The organism is Variovorax sp. CAN15 (genome assembly GCF_030462475.1).
Taxonomy (GTDB): domain Bacteria; phylum Pseudomonadota; class Gammaproteobacteria; order Burkholderiales; family Burkholderiaceae_C; genus Variovorax.
Genome location: NZ_JASMRZ010000004.1, coordinates 17,222 through 43,147, shown reverse-complemented (window position 1 = coordinate 43,147; position 25,926 = coordinate 17,222). Strand labels below are relative to the sequence as shown.

The following is a 25,926-nucleotide window of genomic DNA, read 5'->3' as shown; positions in this document are numbered from 1 at the left end:
GATGAAATCCAGGAAAACCTCCAGCAGCGGCATCGGCTGTGCCTTCGACGTGATCGGCGGCAAGTGGAAGGCAGTCATCCTTCGAGAGCTGCGGGAACAGGCACTGCGCTTCGGCGAGCTGAAGCGGGCGCTGCCCGGCATCAGCGAGAAGATGCTGATCCAGCAGCTGCGCGAGATGGAAACCGACGGCATCGTCCATCGCGAGGTGTTCCACGAGGTGCCGCCGCGCGTCGAGTATTCGCAGACCAGGCTGGGGGCCACGCTCGATGCGGCGCTCGCCGCGCTGGCCGAATGGGGCGACCGCCATGCCCGGCGCGTGGAGGCCGCCCGAGCGCGAGCAGGAGCAGCCAGGTGACGAAACTGGCGAACGCCGCTGCCGCACTCTTCGCACTGTGCGCGGCGCTGCTTGCCCCGCCGGGACATGCGCAGACGGCGTGCACGCCCTCTCCGGCGTGGGCCGGCCCGCCGATGCGCACCGCCCCGGAGGCGGTCTGGCAGAAGGACTTCAAGCGCTCCATCGACGGCGAACTGCCCGTCGCGCTCCAGAAGGCGCTCGGCGATGCGCTCGACAGGATGCTCCAGCACGTGCCCGCCGCCAGCGTCGCGGTCGCGATTCCCGGCGAAGGCACCTGGTCCGACACGCGCGGACTGGCACGCAAGGAACCGCCGCGGTCCGTGGTGCCCGACCAGCCCTTCCAGGTCGCGAGCACAGTCAAGACGCTGACGGCCGCCGTCGTGCTGCAACTGGTCGAGGAGGGCAGGCTGAGGCTCGACGACACCATCGACCGCTGGTTTCCCGACGCGCCGAACGCGAAGCTCACCACCATCGAGCAGCTGCTGCGCCACACCAGCGGCCTCGTGAGCTTCAACGCGCTGCCCTCGCTGGGCACGGCCTACCGCACGCCCGCCGAAATCATCGCGCTCGGTACGTCGCGGAAGCCGCAGTTCTGCCCCGGCGCGAACTGGAGCTACACCAACACCGGCTACGCGATGCTCGGCGTGATCGTCGAAAAGGTGGAGGGCGCGCCGTTCGCGGAGGTCCTTTCGAAACGCCTCATCAAGCCGCTGGCATTGAGCCACACGGTCATGCGCATGCCGGGCGTCGAGCTGCCCGTTGCCACCGGTCACGCGGCCGGACGGCCGGTCGAGCCACCCGACCAGTACGCCACCCCTTTTGCAGCCGGCGCGCTGGCATCGACGGCCGGCGATCTCGCGGTGTTCTGGCACGCCCTGCTCGCGGGCAAGGTGCTGCCGGGCCAATCGGTACACCGCATGTTCACCGGCATGCCGGCAATGACGGGCCCGTACGCCGGCAGCAACTCGTTCTACGGCATGGGCGTGCAGCTCTACGACGTACCCGACGGCCCCGGGCTGATGCTCGGGCACAGCGGCGGCATCGAGGGCTTCACGAGCATCGTCGCCTACGTGCCGGCCGACGACGTGTACATCGCCGTCGCCTTCAACGAGCAGAAGGTGCCGGCGGAGGCCGGCCTGTGGGCGCTGCTGCGCGCGGTGCGCACCTATCGCGCGCTGCGGTGACCGCAGGGAGCAGGATCAGTCCGCCCAGCCGGTCTCGATCTCGGTCTTCACCTCGGTCATGAGCTTGTGCACCGGGCACTTGCCGGCCACGCGCAGCAGCTCGTCACGCTGCGCCTCGCTGAGGTTGCCGCTCACGCGCAGGCCCGACTTGAGGCGGTAGACGCCCTTGCGCTCCTCGCTGTCATCGCGGTCGACCACGACCTCGATGTCTTCCACCGGAATGCCTTTTCGGCGCGCATAGATCAGCACGGTGAGCGCCTTGCAGGCCGCGAGCGACGCGTCGTACAGGTCGTGCGGCTCCGGGCCCGCGTCGCTGCCGCCGCCGGCGGGCGATGCATCGACCGGAATCTCGTGGTTGCGGATCTTCAGGATATGGCGCGTGCCGTTGATGCCGTCGCGGCGGATCGAGATGCTCATGCGTGTGTCCTCGGGGAAGGGGTTGCGGTTCGGGGAGAAAGCGTCTTCACGTAAAGGATGGTGGTGAAGCCGCTGTGCCATTCGAGATCGGGGTAGCGGTCGGCCTCGCGATAGCCGAGCGCGAGATAGAAGCCCTGGCTCTGCGTGTTGAAGGTGTCGGTTTCCAGCCGCGCCAGCACCACGCCATCGGCGCGCATGCCGTCTTCGGCGAAGGCCATCAGGGCGCGAGCGATGCCCTTGCGCTGGTGCACGGCCGGCACGTGCAGGGCATGCACGAAGTCGTGCTCCCAGTGCACCATGCCGACCACCTCCGCGTCGATCTCGGCCACGAAGAAGTCCGGCCCCTTCTCGTCGATGTAGCCCACGGGCTCGCCGCTCTCGCGGTAGGCCCTGGCCGCATCGGGCGTGAGCTGCGGCAGCCAGGTACCGGCGAAGGTGTCGTCGAGGATGGCCTTCACCGCGTCGAAGTCGTCGAGGCGCCAGGGCCGGATGGTGATGTCGGGTACGTCGTTGTTCGTGCTCATGGGTTCAGCTCAGCGGTCCACCGCCAGCATCAGCGTTTCCTTGATTTCTTCCATCACCACGTAGCTGTGCGACTCGGCCGCCACCGGCAGCTTCTTGAGGATGTCGCCCAGCAGGTGCCGGTATTCGCTCATGCCGCTCAGCCGCGCCTTCACGAGGTAGTCGAAGCTGCCCGACACCAGGTGGCATTCGAGCACCTCGGGCATGTGCAGCAGCTCCTTGCGCACCTTGTCGAACACGTCGCCCGACTTGGCCGAGAGCTTGATTTCCACGAACACCAGCAGCGTGCGCCCCAGCGCCTCGGGCGAGACATGGGCGTGGTAGCCGGTGATGACGCCGTCGCGCTCCATGCGCTTCACGCGCTCGGCGCAGGGCGAGGCCGACAGGCCGATGTGCTCGGCCAGTTCGGTCATCGACATGCGCCCCTGGCGCTGCAGGACGTCGAGGATCTTGCGGTCTATGCGGTCGAGTTCGGGCATTTCACTTCGGAGGTGGCCTTGGAAGGTTTGCCGCAGTGTATTCCACTGCCAAATCTGCCAAATCAGTGGAATCCACTGCCTCAAGGACTTTAGATTCCATTCATTCCATCTGAATCGGCGAATACACCATGAAAGTCATCGTTCTCGGCGGCGGCGTGATCGGCACCACCACGGCCTACTATCTCGCCCGCTCGGGTGCCGAAGTCACCCTGCTCGACCGGCAGGCCGGTCCCGCCGAGGAAACCAGCTTCGGCAACGCCGGCCAGGTGTCTCCCGGCTACTCCACGCCGTGGGCCGCGCCGGGCATTCCGCTGAAGGCGATCAAGTGGATGTTCAAGAAGCACGCGCCGCTGTCGATCCGTCCCGACGGCACGCTGTTCCAGTTGCGCTGGATGGCCGCCATGCTGCGCAACTGCTCGCCCGAGGCCTACGCGGTGAACAAGGAGCGCATGATGCGCGTCGCCGAATACAGCCGCGGCTGCCTGCAGCAGCTGCGCGCCGACACAGGCCTGCAGTACGAGCAGCGCACCGGCGGCACGCTGCAGCTGTTCCGCACCCAGGCCCAGCTCGACGCGGTGCAGCGCGACATCGCCGTTCTCGAGGAATGCGGCGTGCCCTATGAACTGCTCGACCGCGATGGCCTCGCCCGCGTCGAGCCCGCGCTGGCCGGCGCGCGCGACCGGCTCACCGGCGGCCTGCGGCTGCCCAACGACGAAACCGGCGACTGCCACCTCTTCACCCGCGGCCTCGCCGAGATCGCGCGCGGCCTGGGCGTGGACTTCCGCTTCGGCCAGACCATCGCCGCACTCGAGACCGATGGCGGCCGCATCACCGGCGTGCGCACCAGCACCGGCAAGATCCTCACGGCCGACCGCTACGTGATGGCCTTCGGCAGCTACTCGCGCGCCGCCATCGCCTCGCTGGGCCTGGACATTCCGGTCTACCCGGTCAAGGGCTACTCGCTGACCGTGCCGCTGCTCGACGAGTCGCTCGCGCCCCAATCCACCGTGCTCGACGAGACCTACAAGGTCGCCGTCACGCGCTTCGACAACCGCATCCGCGTGGGCGGCATGGCCGAACTCGGCGGCTTCGACCTGCGCCTGAACCCGGCCCGCCGGGCCACGCTCGAGAAGGTCGTCACCGACCTGTTCCCCGGCGGCGACGTTCCGAGCGCCACCTTCTGGACCGGCCTGCGCCCGATGACTCCCGACAGCACCCCCATCGTCGGCGGCACGCGCTATGCGAACCTGTTCCTCAACACCGGCCACGGCACCCTGGGCTGGACCATGGCCTGCGGCTCGGGCAAGCTCATCTCCGACATGGTGATGGGCCAGCGCCCCGAGATCCGCACCGATGGCCTGGCGATGGACCGCTACGAGCAAGGTTCCTCGCGCGGCGCATCGCGCCCGACGCCCGCGGCCTCGCCGGCCTGACAGTCGGAGATCCAGAGGCCGCCGCTCAGGCGGCCTTTGCGATGGGAATCACGGCGTTCTCGTCCATCCCGCGATAGACCTCCGCCTCGCCATGCTTCGCCAGCAGCTGCATCAGGTGCTTGCGGATCAGCATGCCGGGCCGGTCCGACTCCATCGAATACTCCACCCCGCGCCGACGCGTGTCGACCAGCGCGTCGGGGTCGGTCGATTCGAGGATGTCCTTGTCCTCGCGCGTCACCGCTTCGTCGAAGTCGATCAGCATCTGCGCGGTGCAGTCTGCCTCGGTGTCGTTGCGGAACAGCCACTGGCACAGCTGCATGCGCCCGTCGTCGATGGGCGTGAAGCAGTTGATGATGATGTGGCGCACGCCGCTCGGATACTCGATGTCGAGCCGGCGCGAGAACGGCAGGAAGTACGCGTTGCGCATGTGGCGCGTGGTGATGGGGTCGGTCACTCCGCTGATCGCGTGGAACTTCACCGGGTTCGTCGCCTCGATGACCGTCTCGGCGTAGAAGCCTGAGTCGTTCTCCACCAGCTCGTACTTGCTCGGCTTCGGGCTCGCGGCCACGCCGAAGGTGGCGCGGTGCACGAAGCTGAAGTGCGAGTTGTCGAAGGAGTTCTCCAGCGCGCGCATAGGGCTGGTCTGCCACTCCTCGTAGAACTGGAAGATGGTGCGGTAGCCCGGGTCGTCGAACTCCGGAATCGCCGGAATGTCGGCGATGGGCTCCTCCAGCGCCACCCATGCATAGCCGTAGCGCGCGGCGCAGCGGTAGGCGGTGGTGCGGTATTCGGGCGAGATCTTGCGGTCGGCTTCGTACTGCGGGATGCGGATGACCTGGCCGCTGCGGTCGTAAGTCCAGCCGTGGTAGCCGCACTGGATCGCTCCGGTGCCGCAGGCCTGGCCTTCGCTGTCCACGCACCAGCCCTTGGAGAGCTTCGCGGTGCGGTGGCAGCAGCGGTCGCGCAAGGCGGCGGGCTGGCCGTCGGCATCGATGAAGAGGACGATGTCTTCGCCCAGCAGCCTGAAGGGCTTGGGGCCGTTGGCCAGTTCGGTGAGCGGCATGACGGCATGCCAGAACTTGCGGAAGACGGGTTGACGGGTGACGAGCATGCGCGGACTCCTTCTGTGGTCGTGGGGGGACGAACTGAAAGAGCAATTTCCTGCCTGGACCCGGCGAGTGCCGCAGGCTGAACGCTTCTACTCTGCGCAAGCTGCCTTGCAAGTTGCGCGCCCGGATTGTGCGCGTGGCCGGCCATGTCTCCAAGCCCCAGGCCCAATCCCGAGCAAAAGCCCTTGGCATGCCTCGTGCATCACCGCCCGCAAGAGTAGAAGCGTTCAGCAGCGCACGCACCACGACTGTGCGCCCGCCCGGAAATTGCTCTTGAACCGACCGCCGCCCTCTTCCCGATCTTCGTCAGGAGGGGCGAACGGATTCAAGAAACGAAGCTTCCGAGGCCCCACATGCAACGTCGATCCTTTCTCGCGGCCACTACCGCAACCATTGCCGCCATCGCCGCTCCCGCCGTGCTTGCGCAGGGCGGCAAGCTCACTCCGCTGAAGTTCACCCTCGACTTCCGCATCAACGGGCAGACCGCGCCCTTCTTCCTCGCGCTGGCCAAGGGCTACTACAAGGACGAGGGCCTGGACGTGAGCATCGACACCGGCGCCGGCTCGGTCGCCTCCATCACGCGCATCGCCAGCGGCGTCTACCAGCTGGGGCTGGGCGACATCAGCTCGCTGGTCGAGTTCAATGCGCAGAACCCCGGCACGCCGGTGGTGCAGGCCGTCTACCAGTACTACAACCGCGCACCGTTCGCGATCATCGGCCGCAAGGACCGCGGCGTGACCGGCGACTTCAAGAGCCTCGCGGGCAAGAAGGTCGCGGCCGCCGCCGTCGAATCGACCCGCCGCGCGTGGCCCATGGTGGCGCGCAAGCAGGGCATGCGCGCCGACGCCTTCCAGTGGCAGACCACAGACTTCAGCGCGCGCGACAACGTGATGGTGCGCGGCGACGTCGATGCGGCCACCTACTTCCACGACTCGGCCGTGTCGCTCTTCGCGCGCATGAAGCCCGAGGAGCTCTCGGTACTCAAGTACGCCGACGCGGGCGTGAACCTGTACGGCAACGCCATCCTCGCGAGCAGCAACCTCATCGCGCAGAACCCGAAGGTGGTGGCCGCCTTCCTGCGCGCGAGCAACCGCGCCATCGTCGAGACCTTCGCCAACCCGGCGCCGAGCATCGCGGCCATGCGGCAGCGCGAGCCCATCCTCGATGAGAAAATCGAGCTCGAGCGCTGGGGCATCACCGCGCAGTACGTAGGCGCGGCCGATACGCAGGGCCATGGCCTCGGCGACATCAAGAAGCTCACGCTGGAGCAGCAGGTCGACGAGGTGGCCGAGGTCTTCGGCCTGAAGGTCAAGCCCGCGGCCGACGCCATATTCAACACTTCGATGCTTCCATCGCGCAGCGAACGCACCCTTCCAAAGCTCTCCAAGGCATGAACGACAACAGCGAAAACAACAGCCCCCTCTATCCACAGGAGACAGCCCTCGACGAGCGCGACGGCCGCTACCTGCGCAAGGCCATCGTGTGGTCGCACGCGGCGCGGCGCAGGGGCAACCGGCCCTTCGGCTGCGTCATCGTGTCTGCCGCCGGAGAAGTGCTCTCCGAGGCCGGCAACAGCAACACCGAGACCGGCGACTGCACCGCCCACGCCGAGGTCAACGCGCTGCGCGCGCTGGCCGGGCGCGGGCTCTCGCGCGAGGAACTCGCCAGCGCCACGCTCTACGCCTCGGGCGAGCCCTGCGTGATGTGCGCGGGCGCGATCTTCTGGTCGAACATCGGCCGCGTGGTGTTCGGCATCGACGCCGAACGGCTGCGCGTGTTCCGTGGCGAGCGGCAGGACCAGCGCGATGCGGAGCTGTCGTGCCGCGACGTGTTCCGCGCCTCGCCGCATCCCATCGAGTGCATCGGCCCGGCTCTCATCGACGAGGCCAGCGCCGCGCACGACGGTGCCTGGAAATAGGACTCGCCCCCAGGCTGCGCGCACTTCGTGTCGCTTCGCCAACCCCCTACCGGGGGCAACACCTGCGGCCCGGCAAAGCCGGTTCCGCGGTGTTCCACGAAAAATCCGCTCGGCTGGCACGCTCTAGACTCTCTCAATGCCCTGGCACGCCCGTCTCCATCTCTCCTACCAGCAGGAATCCGCCCGCACCGTCGCCCGCTTCCGCCATGACGGCCCGCTGCGCATCCTGCAGAGCCTTTATCCCGAGGGCGATGCCGTCTGCCACAACGTGCTGGTGCATCCGCCCGGCGGGCTGGTGGGCGGCGACACGCTCGACATCGACATCGAGGGCGCCGACGGCAGCCACGGGCTCATCACCACGCCCGGCGCCTCGCGCTTCTACCGCAGCGAGGGCGAGCTGGCACTGCAGCGCACCCGCATCCGGCTCGCGGCCGGCGCGCGGCTCGAATGGCTGCCGCTCGAAGCCATCTGCTACAGCGGCTGCCAGGCCGAGAACCGGCTGAGCATCGAGGCCGAGCCCGGCGCCGAGCTGATCGGCTGGGACGTGACCGCGCTGGGCCTGCCCAACGCCGGCCAGCCCTTCGAGCGAGGCTCTTTCCTGCAGCACATCGAAGTGCCCGGCACCTGGCTGGAGCGCGGGCGCATCGACGCGGCCGACCACCGGCTTCTGCAGAGCCCCATCGGCCTCGGCGGCCACCGCTGCATGGCATCGCTCTTCTTCGTGGCGGGCTCGCCGGTGGCGCGCGCCCGGCGCGATGCCCTGCTCGCGCATGCACGCATGCTGCTCGAGGCAAGCCCCCTGGCCGAAAGCGCCGGCGCCACCAGCCCGCATGCCGAGGTGGTGGTGCTTCGCGTGCTGGCCCCCGTGGTCGAGCCCGCGATGCAGCTKCTGCGGCAGGTCTGGCAGGCCTGGCGTGGCGAGCTGTGGCAGCTGCCTGCGGCCACGCCGCGCATCTGGTCGACCTGAAGCAGTTTCTCCACGCGCCCCAGGCATCGGGGCCGAATCTGTAGGCGCCGTCTGACGGACAGCCGCCGCGCAAAGGCGCACTCTGCCCCTTTGCCCAGCGGATGACGAGGATCGGCCATGTCCACTGACGACACCCCGGACGCCAGCGCAGACACCAGCACGCAGCTTCACCGCCGGCTGGCGCGGTTCAACGCCGTGCGGCTGAGGCCCGGCATCCCTTCGCCGTGGTGGAAGGACGAACTCGCCGACGAGCACGCCTGCCGCCTGCTGGAGGGCGAGCATCTCGAAGCGCTGCGCGCCGCCGTGCAGGCGGCGGCATCGGCTTCCACCGGCAACGCGGCCCACTTCGTCGCCTGGTTCGAGTCGCTGGAGCAGATCGGGCCGGGCCAGCACCATGCGCTCTTCGACTGGCTGGCCAGCGAAGCCACGCTGCCTCAGATGCGCTGGTTCCTCACGCAGGAAGCCGCGGGCGAAGCGGGCTTCGAGGACCTGCTGGCCTGCACCCAGGTCAGGCTGCCGCCGCAGCCCAAGCTGGAATGCGCGCGCAATTTCTGGGACGAGATGGGGCACGGCAAGCAGAGCGCCATGCACGGCCAGATGCTGGAGCAGATGGTGCGCGAACTCGACCTGCACCCTGCCATCGACACCACCGTGTGGGAATCGCTCGCGCTCGCCAACACCATGGTCGCGTTGGCGACCACGCGGCGCTATGCCTACCACTCGATAGGAGCGCTCGGCGTCATCGAGCTCACCGCCCCCGGGCGCGTGAAGCATGTGGCGGCCGGCATGCGCCGCCTGGGGCTGAGCGGCCGCGCGCGCGCCTACTTCGACCTGCATGCGGCGCTCGACGTGTCGCACTCGCGCGCGTGGCTGCGCGAAGTGATCCGGCCGCTGGTCGATGCCAACCCGGCCTGCGGGCAGTTCATAGCCGAAGGCGCGCTGATGCGGCTGGCCTGCGGAGAGCGCTGCTTCGAACGCTACACCGCCGAACTGCGCGAGGCCGAGGAGCTGGCCGCATGATGGACGCGGCCGATGTGCTGCGGCGGGTGGCTGGCGCGGGCTATCGCTTCACCACCGTCACGCCGCTCACCCACCAGCGCGTGCTCGCGCGGCGCGGGCGCGAACCGGGCACCACGCTGCGCGACATCTTCGGCTGGAACCTGTCGTTCGAGCCCCGCGCGGTGCCGCCGGAACTGCTGGCCGCCATGGAGCATGCCGGCATCGTGCGCCGCACCGGGTCGCTGCTGCGCAGCACGGTGCGCATCTCCAGCCTGGAGGACGACCTGTTCCTTCACTCGGCCTACCCCACGGTCGAGGAGAACGCCGTGTTCTTCGGCCCCGACACCAGCCGCTTCGCACGCTTCATCCGGCATGCGCTGGACCAGCATCAGGAGCGACGCAAGCCGATGCGCGTGCTCGACGTGGGCTGCGGCAGCGGCGCGGGCGGCATCGCGGTGGCGCGCGCTCTGGCCGCCACGGGCACGCCCGCGACGGTCGTGATGAACGACATCAACCCGCTCGCGCTGCAGTACACGGCCGTCAACGCGGAGGTCGCCGGCGTCGCAGTCACGCTCGCGCAGGGCGATGCGCTGTCGGCCGTCGAGGGCGATTTCGACCTCATCGTGTCGAACCCGCCCTACCTCGACGACGCCGCCCAGCGCGCCTACCGCCACGGCGGCGCCCGGCTCGGGCGGGCGCTGAGCGCACGAATCGCGGCCGAGTCGCTGAAGCGGCTGGCACCGGGCGGGCAGTTGCTGCTCTACACGGGCGTGGCGATGGTCGACGGCGAAGATCCCTTCCTCGCCGAGATGCGGCCGCTGCTGGCGGCGCCCGCCTTCGAATGGTCTTACGCCGAGATCGACCCCGACGTGTTCGGCGAGGAGCTGGAGCGGCCGGTGTACGCGCACATCGACCGCATCGCCGCCGTGGGCCTCGTCGCCACGCGCAGGCCGGAGGCCGGGTGATGGCCGCGGAACTGGAGCTCGGCGGCGCCGACACCTCGCGGCTGGCCGTGGTGCGCGAATGCAGCGTGCTGGAGCGCATGCCCAAGTGGCTCATCTGCGTGCCGCTGGTGGTGCAGTGGCTGTGGCTCTCGCTGCGCCACGGCGGCGCCACCGTGCCCTGCGCCGCCAATCCGTACATCACCTCGGGTGGGCTGGTAGGCGAAGGCAAGCTCGAATACTTCCGGGGCATGGGGCCGCTGGCGCGCTCGGTCACGGCCGACTACTGCGCGGTGTTCAACGACGGCACGGCGACCGAGGAATCGCTGCGGCAAACCATCGCCGCGGCGGGCCTCGACTTCCCGCTGGTCGCCAAGCCCGACCTCGGCCTGTGCGGCTACGGCGTGCGCCTGCTGCCCGACATGGCGGCGCTGCGGGCCTACCTGGCTGTCTTTCCCCAAGGCGAGACAGTCGTGCTGCAACGCTACCTGCCGCAGGAAGGCGAGGCCGGCATCTTCTACGCGCGCGATCCGGTCAGCGGCGAGGGCCGCATCGTCGGGCTTGCGCTGCGCTATTTCCCGCGCGTGACGGGCGACGGCCGCAGCACGGTGGCCCAGCTCGTGGCTGCGGACGTACGGGCGCGCCGCATCGCGCGCTCGCCGCGCCATGAATGCAGCGTGCCGCCCGACAGCGTGCCGGCGCCCGGGCAACAGGTGCGGCTGGCCATCATCGGCTCCACCCGCGTGGGCGGGCTCTACCGCGATGGCGCGTCGCTCGTCACGGCCGAGCTGGTGCGCGCCGTCGACGCCGTCGCGCGCGACATGCCCGACTTCCGCTTCGGGCGCTTCGACGTGCGCTACGAGAGCCTGCGCGAGCTCGCCGCCGGGCGCGACTTCACGATCATGGAAGTCAACGGCGCGGGCTCCGAGGCCATCGAGGCCTGGGACCCGGACATCGGCGTGATCCAGGGCTTCCGCATGGTCTTCGCCAAGCAGCGCCTGCTGTTCGCCATCGGCGCGGCGCAGCGCAGGGCCGGCGTGCGGCCCATCGGCCTGCTCGCGCTCGCACGGCTCAACCGGCGGCAGAACCGCCTGGTCGGCCGCTATCCACCCTCCAACTGAGTGGCCGCGCGCACATGGACATCGCCTCTTCGCAAGCCCTGCCCCATCGTCCGTTCACCTCTTGCAGCGCCACGCCCGCGCTGGAAACCCGCTGGGCCGATTGCGAGGAAGACCTGCGCGACGCCCAGCGCCTGCGCTTTCGCGTGTTCGCACTGGAGATGGGCGCGCACCTCACGCCGCCTGAAGGCACCCCGCCCGGCCTGGATGCCGACCGCTTCGACAGCTACTGCGACCACCTGCTGGTGCGCGCGGTCGACCCGGTGAACGGCCCCGGCCCGCTGATCGGCACCTACCGCGTGCTCACGCCGGAAGCGGCGCGCAGGGCGGGCGGCTTCTACACCGACACCGAGTTCGACCTCTCCCCGCTGGCCCCGCTGCGCGGCAACGCGCTGGAGCTGGGCCGATCCTGCGTGGACGCCGACTGGCGCTCGGGCAGCGTCGTCATGGCGCTGTGGACGGCGCTGGGGCAGTACATGGTCGACCATGCGCTCGACACCATGATCGGCTGCGCCAGCATCGGCCTGGACGACCAGGGCGCGACGGCCGCGCGGCTGTGGCACCGGCTGTGCCGCACCCACCTGGTGGAAAAGCGCTGGCGCGTGGAGCCGCACATCGCGCTGCCGCTGGACGCCGAGCCCGACACCGATGCCTACAGCGACACACCGCCGCCAGCCGCCCCGCCGCTCATCAAGGGCTATCTGCGCTGCGGCGCGCGGCTGCTCGGCCCGCCCGCGCTCGATGCCGCATTCAACACGGCCGACCTGCCGATGATGCTGCGGGTGGACGACGTGGCGCCGCGCTACAGGCAGCATTTCTTCGGGGCCGCGGGCTGAAGCCGGGCGGCGGACGGGGCCCGAAGAAGGGCCGTGGGAAGGCATCGGATAAAGTCCCGCACCTACCGCCTCCAGACCCGACGCCAGAGTGACCCTCCGAAAATCCGCAAGCAGCCTGGTTTTCCGTCTGCTCTTCATGGGTCTGGTCATGGCGGTCGTCGGCACCGCCGCCAGCTACATCCAGCTCACGCGCTTCCTGCGCGAGGACCTCACCAGGTCGGTGGCGACGCAACAGACGGCCCTGGCCGCCTACGTGGCCCGCGACGTCGACAACTACCTGGGCGAGCGGCTGTCCTTCCTGGAACGCCTGGCGGGCGCCGTGCCGCCGGAGTTGCTGGCACAGCCCCGGCAGTTGCGGGCCTGGCTCGCCGAGCGAGGCGCGCTCAGCGACCTGTTTCCGCTGGGCCTGAGCGTTGCCGACACCGGCGGCAACCGGCTCGACGATGCCGGAGAGCCGGTCACGGACAGTCCGGAATTCACCGCCGCGCTCGCCGGGCAGCGCGCGGTGGGCCGTCCCCACGCCACGCCCTCGGGTCATTCGGCCCTGCCCATGGCCGTGCCCCTGCGCAACCGCGCCGGGCAGGTGGCCGCGGTGCTGATGGGCACCGCAGACCTCACGGCCGACGGCCTGCTCAACCATCTGCAGGACGGCCGGGTGGGCCAGTCAGGCGGCATCCTGGTGATCTCGCCGCGCGACCGGCTGTTCGTTGCCTCCACGGACGTCGCGATGTCCCTCACGCCGACGCCGCGCGACGGCGTGAACCCGCTGCACGACCGCGCCATGGCGGGCTTTCGCGGCAGCGGGACCACGCGCAACGCCAAGGGCGTCGACGAGATCTCCGCCATCGCCTCGGTGCCGACGAGCGGCTGGTTCGTGGTGGCGCGGCTGCCCGTCGCGGAGGCGCTGGCGCCGGTGGGGCGCATGCAGTCCTTCATCCTGCGGCAGCGCGGGCCCGCGGTGTCGGCGGTTCTCATCGCCCTCGGCCTGGTGATGACATGGCTGCTGCGGCCGCTGTTCCGCGCCGCCGACCAGGCCGACCGCATGACCCGCGGCGAACTCCCGCTCGCCCCGCTGAAGGTGGTGCGCGACGACGAGATCGGCCACCTCACGCAGGCCTTCAACCGGCTGCTGGCCAAGCTGGTCGACAACCAGGAGGCGCTGGAACGCCTCGCCCACCACGACACGCTCACCGGCCTGCCCAACCGCAAGCTGCTGGACGACCGGCTGCAGCTGGCGCTGGCCCACGCCAGCCGGCAGGGCCACAGGGTGGCGGTGCTGTACCTCGACCTCGACGGATTCAAGAGCCTCAACGACAGCTTCGGCCACGAGGCCGGCGACAAGGCCCTGCAGGAAATCGCGCGCCGCCTGCAGGCGCTGGTGCGGCAGACGGACACGGTGGCGCGCATCGGCGGCGACGAATTCGTGCTGCTCGCCACGGGCCTGAAGGAGCCCGCCGACGAGGGTGCTCAGGTGCTGGCGCAGCGGTGCATCGAGGCGATCGCCGAGCCGCAGCCGCTGGAGCGGGCAAGCAAGGCGATCGGCGTGTCGATCGGCATCGCCCTGGGCGATGGCAGCGAGACGCCGCGCGACCTGCTCGCCGCGGCGGACAAGGCCATGTACCGGGCCAAGCAGGGCGGGCGCGGCAGCTATTCGATGACGGGGCCGGCTTCCGCGAGCTGAACGAGCTGCGCCGGCATGTCCGGGCGCGGCAGCCGCAGGTGCTTCTTCAGCGTCTCGAACACCTGGCGCGTGACCGGGTTCACCACGTGGCTGCGCACGTAGAGGTAGTAGGCCAGGTCGGGCAGCCTCGGCATGCCATCGCCCGCGCCGAGCACGCGCAGGCCGGCGTCCAGTTGCTCCACGCCGCGCGCCGTCACACCCAGCCCGGCGCGCAGCGCGGCCTTGATGCCGATCAGGCTCGACGAGGTGTAGCGCGGCGTCCAGGCCACGCCCGCGGTGTCGAGCGCCTCGTGGCCGATGCGGCGGAAGATGCTGGGCCCGTCGGCCATGATGAGCGGCACCGGCTTGGCCGGGTCGTGCACGTAGCTCGCGGCGCACAGCCACACGGTGGGCGAGTTGCGCAGCACCACGCCTTCGAACTGCGACTGCGCGTCGGCGCGGTTGGAGATGATCATGTCGACCTCGCCGCTCTTGAGCGAGGTCATCAGGTAGGGGCTGCGGCCGATGTGGATGTCGAGCTGAAGCAGCGGCGAAGTGCGCGCCACCTCGGCCAGCAGCAGCGGCAGCATGGTCTCGGCCACGTCGTGCGGCGCGCCGATGCGCAGGTTGCCTTCGAGCTGCCCCTGCCGCAGGCTGCGCAGCGCCTCGTCGTTGAGCGCCAGCATGTGGTGCGCGTAGGTCAGCAGCTTCTCGCCGTGCTCCGTCAGCCGCTTCTGCCGGCCCTGCTTGGCGAAGAGCGGGTGGCCGATCTGCTCCTCCAGCCGCTGCATCTGCTGCGTGATCGCCGACTGCGTGCGCCCCAGGTGCACCGCCGCCGCCGCGAAGCTGTGATGGCTGACGACGGCCGCGAAGGAGCGCAGCAGTTCGAGATCGAGCGTGGGCATGTATTAATTTTATTGAAGTGTTTCCTGCGCGAGCTGGATTGTTGCGTCATGCCTGCGTCAATACAGTGGACGCACATCGAACAGGCAACCCCACTGGAGAAAGACCGAATGAGCAGCACCCCGTCCGAGCAACGCAGCCAGGCCGTCGAGGCGTCCATCGCCGCCATGAAGAAGGCCATGGGCGGCGCTGAACCCACCCGGGAAAAACTCGACGTGGTGCTCGATTCACTGCAGGGCCTGGCCGCGCACACCGAATACTGGGGCGCCGCCGACTTCCCGCCGCCCGAGGCGGGCGAGCACCAGGCCCGCTACCTGATCGCCGAAGACCCGGACCAGAGCTACGCGCTGTACCTGAACGTCATGCGCCCTGGCAAGAAGATCGTTCCGCACAACCACACCACCTGGGCCTGCATCGCGGCGGTGGAAGGCACCGAGCACAACCGCGTGTACGAGCGCACCGACGACGGCAGCGTACCGGGCGTGGGCAAGCTCAAGCAGACCGAGCTGGTCGTCGTGGCGCCGGGCAAGGGCATCGCGCTGATGCCCGAGGACATCCACTCGGTGGAGATCCAGGGCGAGCAGGTCATCCGTCACCTTCACATGTACGGCCGCGCCCTCGAAACACTGAACAGCCGCACCGCCTACGACCTGGCGGCCGGCACGTACCAGACCATGGGCATCGGCGTACAGACGCGCCGCTAGCCCTCTCCTTCCACCCCTCCCCCGTTCTTCATGCGGGCCGCCCCGGCGGCCTCGCAGGACCTCACTCGTCCCGACACCTGCCTCCATGACCACCACCATCGACCCGAAGACCCTCAAATCCTGGCTGCATGACGGCGGCGAGATCGCGCTGCTCGACGTGCGCGAGCACGGCCAGTACGGCGAGGCCCATCTGTTCTACGGCATTCCCCTGCCCTTCAGCCGGCTGGAGATCGACGCGCCGCGCCTCGTGCCGCGACGCGGCGCGCGCACGGTGGTGTACGACGGGGGCGACGGCGGCGAGGTCGCCGAACGCGCGGCCGCGCGGCTCGCCGCGCTGGGCTACACCGACGTGCACGTGCTGCGGGGCGGCGCCCGCGCATGGAAGGCCGCGGGCTACGTGCTCTTCGCGGGCGTCAACCTGCCCTCGAAGACCTTCGGCGAGCTGGTCGAGGAGGTCTATCACACGCCCCGCGTCAGCGCCGACCAGCTGGCCGACATGCTGGCGCGCAAGGACAAGGTGGTGGTGCTCGACGGCCGCCCCACCGGCGAGTTCCGCAAGATGAACATTCCCGGCGCCACCTGCTGCCCCAACGGCGAGCTGGCCTACCGCGTGCGCCGCCTGGTGCCCGACACCACCACGCCCATCGTCATCAACTGCGCGGGCCGCACGCGCAGCATCATCGGCGCGCAGACGCTCATCAACCTCGGGCTGCCCAACCCGGTGTATGCGCTGGAGAACGGCACGCAGGGCTGGTATCTCAACGACCACACGCTGGAGCACGGCGGCACGCAGCGCTATGCCGACGACAGCGGCAACACCGACCTGCGCCCCGCCGCCAAGGCGCTCGCGGCGCGCTTCGACGTGCCGAGCGTCGACGCGCAGACGGTGCGCCAGTGGGCCGACGACGCAGGCCGCAGCCTCTTCCTGTGCGACGTGCGCACGCCGGAGGAATTCGCCGCCGGCAGCCTGCCCGGCGCGCAGCACACGCCGGGCGGCCAGCTGATGCAGGCCGGCGACCAGTATTTCGGCGTGCGAGGTGCCCGGCTGGTGCTGTTCGACAGCGATGGCGTGCGCGCGCCCACCATCGGGAGCTGGCTGCGGCAGATGGGGCACGACGCTTGCGTGCTCGAAGACGGGCTGGAGGGCGGGCTGGCGGGCGGGCTGGCGAGCGGGCTTTCGCTCGCGCCGGAAGCAGCGCCCGTCGTACCTGCGCTCGGCACCATCGAAGCGCAGGCGCTCGCCGCGCGCATCGAGCGCAACGACGTGGCGGTGATCGACCTGCGCGGCAGCATGCAGTTTCGCGCCGGCCACATCGCGCAGGCGCGCTGGTCGATCCGCCCGCGCCTGGCCGCCGACCTGAAGGGCGAGACACGCCAGATCGTGCTGGTGGCGGACGACGCCGCGCTCGCCGCATGGAACGCCGCCTCCGAACTCGCGGGCGCCTCGCCCGCTGCGCTGCTGCTGTCCGGCGGCATGGCCGCATGGAGCGCCGCGGGCCTGCCCGTGGAGGCCACGCCCGCGCTGCCCGCCGACGCGGACTGCATCGACTACCTGTTCTTCGTGCACGACCGGCACGACGGCAACAAGGAGGCCGCGCGCCGCTACCTCGCATGGGAGACCGGCCTCGTCGCGCAGCTCGACGCGCAGGAGCGCGCCGCCTTCCGCCTGCCGGCTGCGGCGTCTCACGCCTGAGCCGCCGTCAGCCCCCGACCCCGCTTTCCGTTCGTCCTTGTCAGTTCCCAGCCCCAGGAGTTCCGTCATGCCGTTCGCCAGCCGCATCCCGCACATCGCCCGTCTTGCCGTCGCCGCCACATGGCTCGCGGCCCTCGCACTGCAGCCAGCCACCGCCGAGCCGCTCGCGCCGCGCAACGGCTTTCCGTCGCAGACGGTGAAGTTCATCTCGCCCTTCCCGCCGGGGGGTGGCAACGACGGGACCGCGCGCCTGGTCACCACCAAGCTGCCGGAGATCATGGGACAGCCCGCGCTGGTCGACAACCGCGGCGGCGCGGGCGGCAACATCGGCGCCAAGGCCGTGGCCGACGCCAAGCCCGACGGCTACACCGTGCTCACCTCGCAGGTGTCGATCATGGCCGTGAACCCCTCGCTGTACGCCTCGCCGGGCTTCGACCCGGTCAAGAACTTCGTGCCCATCACGCAGATCAACGCCGCGCCGCTCGCGCTGGTGGTGGAAGCGAATTCGCCCATCAAGAGCTTCGCCGACCTCGCCGCCAAGGCCAAGGCCAACCCCGGCAAGGTGACCTACGCGACACCGGGCAACGGCACGCTCTCGCACCTCGTCGGCGTGGTGCTCGCCAAGGACAACGGCGTGGAGATGACGCACGTGCCCTACAAGGGCGCCGGCCCGGCCCTGACCGACCTGATCGGCGGCCAGGTCGACGTGATGGTCACCTCCACCGCATCCGTGGCCGGCTTCGTGCAGAACGGCAAGCTGCGGGTGCTGGCCGTGACCAGTCCGCGCCGCATCGGCGTGTTCGCCAAGGTGCCGACGCTGGAAGAGCTGGGCTACTCCGGCGCGCGCTTCGAGGACTGGTACGGCTTCTTCGCACCGGCCGGCACCCCGCCCGAGCGCGTGGCCTTCCTGAACGAAGCCATCGTGCGAACCCTGCGCCTGCCCGAAGTGACCAAGCTCGTCACCGACGGCGGCAGCGAAGTGGTGGCCAGCACCCCCGAGGCCTTCGCGGCGCAGCTGAAGCAGGACATCGAGCGCTGGTCGCGCATCGTCAAGCTTTCGGGTGCGCGCGCCGACTGATTGAAGCAACATGGCGGCCCCGGCTCCCTCGCCTCCCCTCTCCAGCAGAACACGATGCCCGACTCGCACCACGCTTCCTCCGGCCTGACGCTGGACACCCGGCTGACTCGCACCGGCAAGGCCCCGTCCCACGCCGGAGGCGTGCCCGTCAACACGCCGCTGGTGCGCGCCAGCACCGTGCTCTTCGACAGCGTGGGCGCGATGCGCGACGCACGCATGCGCCGCGACGAGGAGCGCATCTTCAGCTACGGCGCGCGCGGCACGCCCACCACCTTCGCGCTGGAAGACGCGGTGAGCGAGCTCGAAGGCGCCTGGCGCACGCGGCTCTTCCCGACCGGCCTCGCGGCCATCGGCATGGTGCTGCTGTCGTACCTGAAGCCGGGCGACCACGTGCTGATGTCCGACAGCGTGTACGAGCCCACGCGCAACCTCGTGCATTCCTTCCTGGAGCCGTACGGCATCTGCAGCAGCTTCTTCGCGGCGGACGGCAGCGGCATCGAGGAACTGTTCGAGCCGAACACGCGGCTGGTGTACGCCGAATGCCCCGGCTCGCTGGTCTACGAGATGTGCGACCTGCCGAAGCTCGCCGCGCTGGCTCACTCGCGCGGCGCACTGCTCGCGGCCGACAACACCTGGGGCTCCGGCGTGCAGTACCGCCCGCTCGCGCTGGGCGCCGACATCTCGACCATGGCCGCGACCAAGTACCTCTCGGGCCACTCCGACGTGATGATGGGCACCGTAGCCACCACCGAAGCCGCATGGCGCCCGCTCAACGAGCGCTGCGACGCCTTCGGCATGACGGTGAGCCCCGACGACGCATGGCTGGTGCTGCGCGGCATGCGTACCCTGTCGGCAAGGCTGCAGGTGCACGAGCGGCATGCGCTCGAAGTGGCGCGATGGCTCCAGCAGCGTCCGGAGGTCGAGACCGTGTTCTGCCCCGCGCTCCCGCAGCATCCGGGCCATGAGCTCTGGAAGCGCGACTGCAGGGGCACGAACGGGCTGATCTCCATCGAACTGAAACCCGGCACCGCGAACCCGGCGGTCGAGCGCTTCGTCGACGCCCTCGGCCTCTTCGGACGCGGCTCTTCCTGGGGCGGCTACGAAAGCCTCGTCGCGTGGACCAACATGCGTGCCGCGCGCAGCGTGACGGACTGGAGCCGGCGCGGCGCGGTGGTGCGGCTGCACGTCGGGCTGGAGTCGCCTCAGGACCTGACGGCGGACCTGGCGCGCGGCTTCGAGGCGATGGCCTCGCCCTGAGCCGCAGCTTGAGGCCTGCCGGCGGCTACTTCGCCGCGCCGGCCTGTTCTTCCGGCCAGCGCTGCGGCACGCGGCGCAGGTTCTCGACCGAGTAGCCCAGCGCCTTCAGGCGTGAGACCGCCGCCTCGTAGGCCGGCTCGGGAATGCTCGGGGTGCGCGCCATGATCCAGGCGTAGTCGCGCTTGCTGCGGCCGATGATCGTCAGGCCGTAGTCCTTGTCAACGTCGACGATCACGTACTCCGCCTTCACCGGCCACACGAACTGCATGCCCCATACCGCGTTGCCGCTGCCGGGGACCACGCGGCCAACAGGGTTCATCGTCTTCAGGGGGCCGTCGAAGCCGCCCTCGCGGTAGCGGAAGCGCGTGTCGATGCGGCCGTCGGGCTGCAGCGTGTACGACTCCACCGCGTTGTAGGCATCGCGCTCGGGCCGCGTCGGGATGTTGCCGATCACGTACCAGTCGCCCATGAAGCGCTGCAGGTCGACCTGCTTCGCCGTGGGAATGGTGGGCGGCGACACCGCGCACCCGGCGACGAGGAACATCGCCGCCACGCCTGCCGCGATGAGAAGGGCCGGGCCGGCCAGTGGATATTTCTGGTGTCGCTTCATCTTGCTCGTGCCTCCGATGGAAGAGCCCCAGCCTAACGGCCTCCCCGGCAGGCCGGCGTCGGACGGCGCCTTTGCCCGTGATCGGGCGCACGGCCCTTCAGCCGCAGGCGCGCCGCCCGTCGGGCGAACTGCGCAGGCGGTTCAGGAAGGTCAGTTGCACTTTCGCCGTCTCGCTGCCCCGCACCGCCGCGCGGCGCATCCATTCGCCGGCCTCGCAGCGATCGGCCCTCACCGCGCTGCCGTAGAGCGCCGGGCCGGTCATCAGCACCATGCCCAGCATCTCCTGCGCCTCGGCGTGGCCGTCGGTCGCGGCGTCGCGCAGGTGCTGGAGCATGGCACGGTAGTCGCGCGCGGCCTGGGCCTCCAGCGCGAGTTGGAAGCGCTGCTCGGCCTGCAGGTCGATGTCCGCGCCCGAGGGACGCGCAGCGCTGACCGCGGCCGCCAGCATCAGCACGCCCGAGAGCACCACACGCAGGCGAAGCGAAAGGCCGGTCATCCGGCCGAGGTCGAGTTGTTCGGATGGCATCGATGCGCTCCACGGATGTTGTTGTCGTGGAGGCATCGTCGCGCTGCCGTGCCGATCGGAAAAGCTGGAATTCGCGCAGGCGGCCTCAGGCGCAGGCTGAGCCGGCTCCCCCGCGCAAGGAGTCGGGGGCCGTCTTCAGCAGCAGCGCCCCTTGCCCGCCCCGTAGCGAGCCTCCAGCCGCTCGCGGAAGAAGGCCTCGTAACTCATGGGCGGCCGGTCGGGATGGGTGGCCGCCATGTGCGTCAGGTAGGCGTCGTAGTCGGGCAGCCCGACCATGAGCCGCAGCGACTGCTTGAGCGAGCGCGCGAAGTAGCGCCCGGCTTCCGGCAATGCGAGGGCCATGGCGTCAGTGGGCCGCCGTCGCGGTGGCGGCGCCGACCGGCTCAAAGGGCGTTTCCTGCGTGGTCGGGCGGTTGGCCGCGCGCGCCGCGATGCAGGCCTTGATGCTGTACACCAGCACGCTCAGCACCACGAAGATGAAGAGCGCGCACAGCGCGGCGTCGAGGCGGTCGTTGAAGACGATGCGCAACATGGCCTCGGGCGTCTTGGCCGGCGCCACCAGCACGCCGTTGGCGATGCCTTCGGTGTACTTGGCCGCGTGCGAGAGGAAACCGATCTTCGGGTCGGCCGAGAATATCTTCTGCCAGCCCGCCGTGAGCGTGCAGGCCAGCAGCCACGCGGCGGGCGCAATGGCTACCCAGGCGTAGCGCTCGCGCTTCATGCGGAAGAGCACGACCACGCCCAGCATCAGCGCCACCGCGGCGAGCATCTGGTTGGAGATGCCGAACAGCGGCCACAGCGTGTTGATGCCGCCCAGCGGATCGACCACGCCCTGGTACAGGAAGTAGCCCCAGGCCGCGACGCACAGCGCGGTGGCGACGAGGTTGGCCGGCAGCGAATCGGTGCGCTTGAGCGCGGGCACGAAGCTGCCCAGCAGGTCCTGCAGCATGAAGCGGCCCGCGCGGGTGCCGGCGTCGACCGCCGTGAGGATGAAGAGCGCCTCGAACAGGATCGCGAAGTGGTACCAGAAGGCCATCATGGCCTGCCCGCCGATCACCTGGTGCAGGATGTGCGCCATGCCCACGGCCAGGGTCGGCGCGCCGCCTGCGCGGCCGAGGATGGTGGTCTCGCCCACGTCCCTGGCGGTCTGCACCAGCATCTCGGGCGTGATCACGAAGCCCCAGCCCGACACCGTGGCCGCCACCTGCTGCGCGGTGGTGCCGACCAGCGCGCCGGGGCTGTTCATCGCGAAGTAGATGCCGGGCTCGATGCACGAGGCCGCCACCAGCGCCATCACCGCGACGAAGGACTCGGCCAGCATTCCGCCGTAGCCGATGAAGCGCGCATGGCGTTCGTTGTCGAGCATCTTGGGTGTGGTGCCCGAGGAGATGAGCGCGTGGAAGCCCGAGACGGCACCGCAGGCGATGGTGATGAACAGGAACGGGAACAGGCTGCCCGACCACACCGGGCCGTTGCCCTGCGCGAACTGCGTGATGGCCGGCATCTGCAGCGTCGGCATCACGAACACGATGCCGATGGCCAGCGCGATGATGGTGCCGATCTTCAGGAAGGTGGAAAGGTAGTCGCGCGGCGCGAGCAGCAGCCACACCGGCAGGCTGGCGGCGACGAAGCCGTAGCCCACCAGCATCCAGGTGAGCGCCTTGCCGTCGAAGGTGAAGAGCGGCGCCCATTCGGCGCTCTGGCTCACGGCCTGGCCGCCGAAGATGGCGAGCATCAGCAGCACGAAGCCGATCAGCGAGACCTCGCCGATGCGTCCCGGGCGGATGTAGCGCAGGTACACCCCCATGAAGAGCGCCACCGGAATCGTCGCGGCCACCGTGAAGGTGCCCCAGGGCGATTCGGCCAGCGCCTTCACCACGATCAGCGCCAGCACCGCCAGGATGATGATCATGATCATGAAGGTGCCGAACAGCGCGATCATGCCGGGCACCGGCCCCATCTCCTGCTTGACGAGGTCGCCCAGCGAGCGGCCGTCGCGCCGCGTGGAGATGAACAGCACGATGAAGTCCTGCACCGCACCGGCGAACACCACGCCGGCCAGGATCCACAGCAGGCCGGGCAGGTAGCCCATCTGCGCCGCCAGCACCGGCCCCACCAGCGGGCCCGCGCCCGCGATGGCCGCGAAGTGGTGGCCGAACAGCACGTTCTTGTCGGTCGGCACGTAGTCCAGGCCGTCGTTGTGGCGGTGCGCCGGCGTCTTGCGGTTGCCGTCCAGGCCCAGCACCTTGTCGGCGATGAAGAGGCTGTAGTAGCGGTAGGCGATCAGGTAGGTGCAGATCGCGGCGGCCACCACCCAGAGGGCGTTGACGCTTTCGCCGCGGGTCAGTGCCACGGTGGCGAGCGCGAACGCGCCGACCACGGCCACGACCAGCCACACCAGATGGCGGCGGATGCTGTGCATGCGGATGTCTCCTCAGATTGAACCCGGGAGTTTTGCCGGGCCGGGGCGCGGGCGCATCCGTCGGACCGCGCGGGGCAAGCGCGTGGCTTTGCGTAATGGAAAACCCTGGACTGAGGCGTTGCCGCATCCACGATGGCTGCCGCGTGCCGGTCCCGTGCGGTCCGGGCCTGCAAGCTCGGGCGCGTTGCCGCACCTCGGATTGACGAGTCCACTGGCGACATTTCCGCCAAGGGAAAGGACGGCGTGGGCGGGCACATCGGCAGGCCCGCCCCGCCGACGGACGACAATGCTTTGCTTCGCAGTGGACCGGCTGCAAGCTTGTCCCCTTTTCCTTCCCGCCTCGCACGCAAAGAACCAGGAGCAACGACCGCACCCATGGAACAACGGCTGGATTGGGCCCTCGCCGCCTGCGCTCGCATCCTCCGTCCGGTGGTCCGGCTGGCGCTCGCCATGGGCGTGAAGCACCCGCACCTCGAGGAGCTGCTGCGCGACCTGCTCATCGAGGAGGCGCAGCGCTCCTGGCGCCAGCAGGGCGTGAAGCGGCCCAACCTCAGCCAGATCTCGGTCACCACCGGCCTGAACCGCAAGGCCGTCACCGCCAAAGTCCGCGCCACCGTCGACCCGCTGCCGCACACCGAGCTGTCGGCCGCCGCCAAGACCTTCACGCTCTGGCTGCAGATGACGGTCGAGAACGAAGACCTGCGCCGCATTCCGGTCACCACCGAGGACGAGGAGCCCTCCTTCGAGCGCGTGGCAAAGCTGGCCAGCCGCGGCAACATCCACCATCGCACCATCCTGGATGAGCTGGTGCGCCTGAACATGGTCGCCGAGGACAACGGCACGGCCGAACTCATGGCAGACGGCTTCGTGCCGGTCGAAGACCTCCAGTCGATGCTCGCCTTCCTGGGCGACAACGGCCGCGACCACCTGCTGGCCGCCGTCTCCAACACCCTGGGCGAAACGCCCCGCATGCTGGAGCGCTCGGTGTACGCGCGCGGCCTCACGCTGGAAGACTGCGAGAAGATCCAGCTTCTTGCGCGCGAGCGCTGGGCCGGCCTGCACCACGAACTGGCCCGCGAGATGACCGAGGCCGTCGATCGCGCGCCCGCCGACAGCAAGGCCCGCATACGCGTCGGCATCTACGCCTACTACGAAGACGACGAAGCCGCGCCGAAGAAGAGCGGGAGCGGGCCGCCCCAGCCATAGGGGAACCGCTCGGAGGCCCGGGTTCATCGTGCACGGGCAACGCATGATGCAGCCGGCTCCGATACCATCTTCCCGAACCGAGCGGCCGCGACCAGCAGACAAATGGCAGCTGACCGCCATTGGGGCCCGAACCCCACACAGGCCACGTCGTCCGCGGCGCGACCGGATCGATCGATCGGAGCCATGGAAACGCCAACCGCCCAAGCGAGCGAATCCCCGACGCCGCGCTGCTGCATCGCAGGCGGCGGCCCTGCCGGCATGGTGCTGGGCCTGCTGCTGGCCCGCGCCGGCGTGCCGGTGGTCGTGCTGGAGAAACACCTCGATTTCCTGCGCGACTTCCGCGGCGACACGGTGCACCCGTCCACGCTCGAAATCCTGTACGAGCTGGGCCTGCTCGACGCCTTCCTTCAGCGCCCGCACGACCGCGTCGACGAGCTGCGCGCCACCTTCGAAGGCCGCACCGTGCCGGTGGCCGACTTCACCCACCTGCCCTCGCACAGCAGGTTCCTCGTGCTGATGCCGCAGTGGGAGTTCCTGGACTTCATGTGCGACGAGGCCCGGCGCTATCCGGGCTTCGAGCTCTGGACCGACGCCGAAGCCATCGGCCTGCTGCAGGAAAAAGGCCGCGTCAATGGCGTGAGGGTGCGGCGCGACGGCCGTGCCGGCCAGCCGCGCGAGGTCGAGCTGCACGCCTCGCTGGTGGTGGCCGCCGACGGCCGGCACTCGGCGCTGCGCGACGCCGCGGCGCTGCCGCACATCAGCTACGGCGCGCCCATCGACGTGCTGTGGATGGCCATTCCGCGCCGCAAGGAAGACCCGTCGGCCACCGGCGGCCACATCGCGGGAGGCCGCATCCTGGTGACGCTGAACCGGGGCGACTACTGGCAGTGCGCCTTCGTCATACCCAAGGGCGGCCACGATGCGCTGAAGGCGCGGGGCATCGGAGCCTTCCACCGCGAAATCGGCCGCATCGCGCCCTTCCTGGCCGACAGGCTGCCCGCGGCGCTGCCCGACTGGGACTCGGTCAAGCTGCTCGAGGTGACGGTCGACCGGCTCGAGAGCTGGTCGTGCCGCGGCCTGCTGTGCATCGGCGATGCCGCGCATGCGATGTCGCCGGTGGGCGGTGTCGGCATCAACCTCGCGGTGCAGGRCGCGGTGGCCGCCGCCAACCTGCTGTCAGCCGCGCTGGCCGGCAACGCAGGCGACAAGGAGATCGACGCCCTGCTGCCCCAGCTGCAGCGCCGCCGCGAGTGGCCCGTGCAGGTCACCCAGGCCGTTCAGCGCTTCATCCAGGACAACGTGCTCATGGCGGTGCTCGACCGCGAGCAGCCGGCCCGCCAGGCGCCCCTGCCCTTGGCCCTGAGGATGCTGGCGCGCTGGCCGCTGCTGCGCAGGCTGCCCGCCCGCGCCGTGGGACTGGGCGCGCGGCCGGAGCACGTCCGGTCGCCGGATGTCCGGCAATGAGGCCGGCGATGACGTCGGCGATGGAAAACAGGCATTTCGTTACACAGCCGGCGTCCCGCGCAGGCACCCGGAGAGCCTCGGACTGAGGGTGCTGTTGTAGACTGCCGGGTTTTTCGGGCAGGCGC

At 69.8% G+C, this 25,926-nt stretch carries 26 protein-coding genes; 17 read left to right on the top strand and 9 right to left on the bottom strand.

Features of this window, described 5'->3' with window-relative positions:
- Position 1 precedes the first annotated feature (1 nt).
- The gene (locus QMO14_RS05055) at positions 2–355 is read left to right on the top strand and encodes a helix-turn-helix domain-containing protein (protein WP_301505106.1); all 354 of its coding nucleotides are present in this window, start codon (positions 2–4) and stop codon (positions 353–355) included.
- Entirely contained in the window at positions 352–1,539 is a 1,188-nt protein-coding gene (locus tag QMO14_RS05050; protein ID WP_301505104.1) for a serine hydrolase, read from the top strand. Before QMO14_RS05055 ends, QMO14_RS05050 begins: the two co-directional genes overlap by 4 nt.
- Before the next feature lie 15 nt (positions 1,540–1,554).
- Here the strand turns inward: QMO14_RS05050 and QMO14_RS05045 are convergent, their stop codons facing one another.
- The 3 genes from QMO14_RS05045 to QMO14_RS05035 are packed head-to-tail and all read right to left on the bottom strand — an operon-like array spanning position 1,555 to position 2,957.
- Positions 1,555–1,956 (bottom strand): OsmC family protein, encoded by a 402-nt coding sequence (locus QMO14_RS05045; RefSeq protein WP_301505103.1) that lies wholly within the window; start codon positions 1,954–1,956, stop codon positions 1,555–1,557.
- The gene (locus QMO14_RS05040) at positions 1,953–2,480 is read right to left on the bottom strand and encodes a GNAT family N-acetyltransferase (protein ID WP_301505101.1); all 528 of its coding nucleotides are present in this window, start codon (positions 2,478–2,480) and stop codon (positions 1,953–1,955) included. The genes QMO14_RS05045 and QMO14_RS05040 overlap by 4 nt, the downstream gene beginning before the upstream one ends.
- 9 nt (positions 2,481–2,489) lie before the next feature.
- Positions 2,490–2,957 (bottom strand): winged helix-turn-helix transcriptional regulator, encoded by a 468-nt coding sequence (locus QMO14_RS05035; RefSeq protein ID WP_019656974.1) that lies wholly within the window; start codon positions 2,955–2,957, stop codon positions 2,490–2,492.
- Positions 2,958–3,085: 128 nt separating this feature from the next.
- Between QMO14_RS05035 and QMO14_RS05030 the strand changes: the two genes are divergently transcribed.
- Positions 3,086–4,390 (top strand): D-amino acid dehydrogenase, encoded by a 1,305-nt coding sequence (locus QMO14_RS05030; RefSeq protein ID WP_301505095.1) that lies wholly within the window; start codon positions 3,086–3,088, stop codon positions 4,388–4,390.
- A 25-nt stretch (positions 4,391–4,415) separates the two neighbouring features.
- On the opposite strand, the gene QMO14_RS05025 is transcribed toward QMO14_RS05030, so the two are convergent.
- On the bottom strand, positions 4,416–5,501 hold the full coding sequence (locus QMO14_RS05025; RefSeq protein WP_301505093.1) for an aromatic ring-hydroxylating dioxygenase subunit alpha: 1,086 nt from the start codon (positions 5,499–5,501) through the stop codon (positions 4,416–4,418).
- 351 nt (positions 5,502–5,852) lie between these two features.
- Between QMO14_RS05025 and QMO14_RS05020 the strand changes: the two genes are divergently transcribed.
- The 8 genes from QMO14_RS05020 to QMO14_RS04985 all read left to right on the top strand — a co-directional run bounded on the left by QMO14_RS05020 (position 5,853) and on the right by QMO14_RS04985 (position 13,959).
- Positions 5,853–6,893 carry an ABC transporter substrate-binding protein gene (locus QMO14_RS05020; RefSeq protein ID WP_301505091.1) on the top strand — a complete coding sequence of 347 codons (1,041 nt, stop codon included), beginning with the start codon at positions 5,853–5,855 and terminating at the stop codon, positions 6,891–6,893.
- Complete coding sequence (locus QMO14_RS05015; RefSeq protein WP_301505088.1) at positions 6,890–7,417, top strand: nucleoside deaminase; 528 nt, start codon at positions 6,890–6,892, stop codon at positions 7,415–7,417. The genes QMO14_RS05020 and QMO14_RS05015 overlap by 4 nt, the downstream gene beginning before the upstream one ends.
- A 136-nt stretch (positions 7,418–7,553) precedes the next feature.
- Positions 7,554–8,384, top strand: a complete 831-nt coding sequence (locus QMO14_RS05010) for an urease accessory protein UreD (RefSeq protein ID WP_301505087.1) — start codon at positions 7,554–7,556, stop codon at positions 8,382–8,384.
- Between the two features lie 117 nt (positions 8,385–8,501).
- Positions 8,502–9,404, top strand: coding sequence for an iron-containing redox enzyme family protein (locus QMO14_RS05005; protein ID WP_301505085.1), 903 nt, complete (start codon positions 8,502–8,504; stop codon positions 9,402–9,404).
- Complete coding sequence (locus tag QMO14_RS05000) at positions 9,401–10,348, top strand: class I SAM-dependent methyltransferase (RefSeq protein ID WP_301505083.1); 948 nt, start codon at positions 9,401–9,403, stop codon at positions 10,346–10,348. Before QMO14_RS05005 ends, QMO14_RS05000 begins: the two co-directional genes overlap by 4 nt.
- Positions 10,348–11,445, top strand: coding sequence for a hypothetical protein (locus tag QMO14_RS04995; RefSeq protein ID WP_301505081.1), 1,098 nt, complete (start codon positions 10,348–10,350; stop codon positions 11,443–11,445). Before QMO14_RS05000 ends, QMO14_RS04995 begins: the two co-directional genes overlap by 1 nt.
- 14 nt (positions 11,446–11,459) lie before the next feature.
- A complete protein-coding gene (locus QMO14_RS04990; RefSeq protein WP_301505080.1) occupies positions 11,460–12,278 on the top strand; it encodes a GNAT family N-acetyltransferase in 819 nt (272 codons plus the stop codon).
- Between the two features lie 88 nt (positions 12,279–12,366).
- On the top strand, positions 12,367–13,959 hold the full coding sequence (locus QMO14_RS04985; RefSeq protein ID WP_301505078.1) for a GGDEF domain-containing protein: 1,593 nt from the start codon (positions 12,367–12,369) through the stop codon (positions 13,957–13,959).
- Here QMO14_RS04985 and QMO14_RS04980 read toward each other — a convergent pair.
- Positions 13,926–14,843, bottom strand: a complete 918-nt coding sequence (locus QMO14_RS04980; RefSeq protein ID WP_301505076.1) for a LysR substrate-binding domain-containing protein — start codon at positions 14,841–14,843, stop codon at positions 13,926–13,928. The genes QMO14_RS04985 and QMO14_RS04980 overlap by 34 nt on opposite strands.
- Before the next feature lie 108 nt (positions 14,844–14,951).
- On the opposite strand from QMO14_RS04980, the gene QMO14_RS04975 reads away from it, so the two are divergent.
- The 4 genes from QMO14_RS04975 (at position 14,952) to metC (ending at position 19,573) form a co-directional block, all read left to right on the top strand.
- The gene (locus QMO14_RS04975) at positions 14,952–15,545 is read left to right on the top strand and encodes a cysteine dioxygenase family protein (protein WP_301505074.1); all 594 of its coding nucleotides are present in this window, start codon (positions 14,952–14,954) and stop codon (positions 15,543–15,545) included.
- Positions 15,546–15,630: 85 nt separating this feature from the next.
- Complete coding sequence (locus tag QMO14_RS04970; RefSeq protein WP_301505072.1) at positions 15,631–17,238, top strand: rhodanese-like domain-containing protein; 1,608 nt, start codon at positions 15,631–15,633, stop codon at positions 17,236–17,238.
- A 67-nt stretch (positions 17,239–17,305) separates the two neighbouring features.
- A complete protein-coding gene (locus QMO14_RS04965; RefSeq protein ID WP_301505070.1) occupies positions 17,306–18,316 on the top strand; it encodes a tripartite tricarboxylate transporter substrate binding protein in 1,011 nt (336 codons plus the stop codon).
- Positions 18,317–18,370: 54 nt separating this feature from the next.
- Positions 18,371–19,573, top strand: a complete 1,203-nt coding sequence (metC, locus tag QMO14_RS04960; RefSeq protein ID WP_301505068.1) for a cystathionine beta-lyase — start codon at positions 18,371–18,373, stop codon at positions 19,571–19,573.
- A 25-nt stretch (positions 19,574–19,598) separates the two neighbouring features.
- Here metC and QMO14_RS04955 read toward each other — a convergent pair whose 3' ends face one another.
- The 4 genes from QMO14_RS04955 to QMO14_RS04940 form a co-directional block, all read right to left on the bottom strand.
- Entirely contained in the window at positions 19,599–20,183 is a 585-nt protein-coding gene (locus QMO14_RS04955) for a lipocalin family protein (protein WP_367618146.1), read from the bottom strand.
- 97 nt (positions 20,184–20,280) lie between these two features.
- Entirely contained in the window at positions 20,281–20,709 is a 429-nt protein-coding gene (locus tag QMO14_RS04950) for a sel1 repeat family protein (RefSeq protein ID WP_301505066.1), read from the bottom strand.
- A gap of 135 nt (positions 20,710–20,844) precedes the next feature.
- Positions 20,845–21,051 (bottom strand): YbdD/YjiX family protein, encoded by a 207-nt coding sequence (locus QMO14_RS04945; protein WP_013542989.1) that lies wholly within the window; start codon positions 21,049–21,051, stop codon positions 20,845–20,847.
- Positions 21,052–21,055: 4 nt separating this feature from the next.
- Positions 21,056–23,131, bottom strand: a complete 2,076-nt coding sequence (locus QMO14_RS04940; RefSeq protein WP_301505062.1) for a carbon starvation CstA family protein — start codon at positions 23,129–23,131, stop codon at positions 21,056–21,058.
- Between the two features lie 375 nt (positions 23,132–23,506).
- On the opposite strand from QMO14_RS04940, the gene QMO14_RS04935 reads away from it, so the two are divergent.
- A complete protein-coding gene (locus tag QMO14_RS04935; RefSeq protein WP_301505060.1) occupies positions 23,507–24,337 on the top strand; it encodes a DUF6502 family protein in 831 nt (276 codons plus the stop codon).
- A 183-nt stretch (positions 24,338–24,520) separates the two neighbouring features.
- Positions 24,521–25,801 (top strand): FAD-dependent oxidoreductase, encoded by a 1,281-nt coding sequence (locus tag QMO14_RS04930; RefSeq protein WP_301505059.1) that lies wholly within the window; start codon positions 24,521–24,523, stop codon positions 25,799–25,801.
- Positions 25,802–25,926 lie beyond the last annotated feature (125 nt).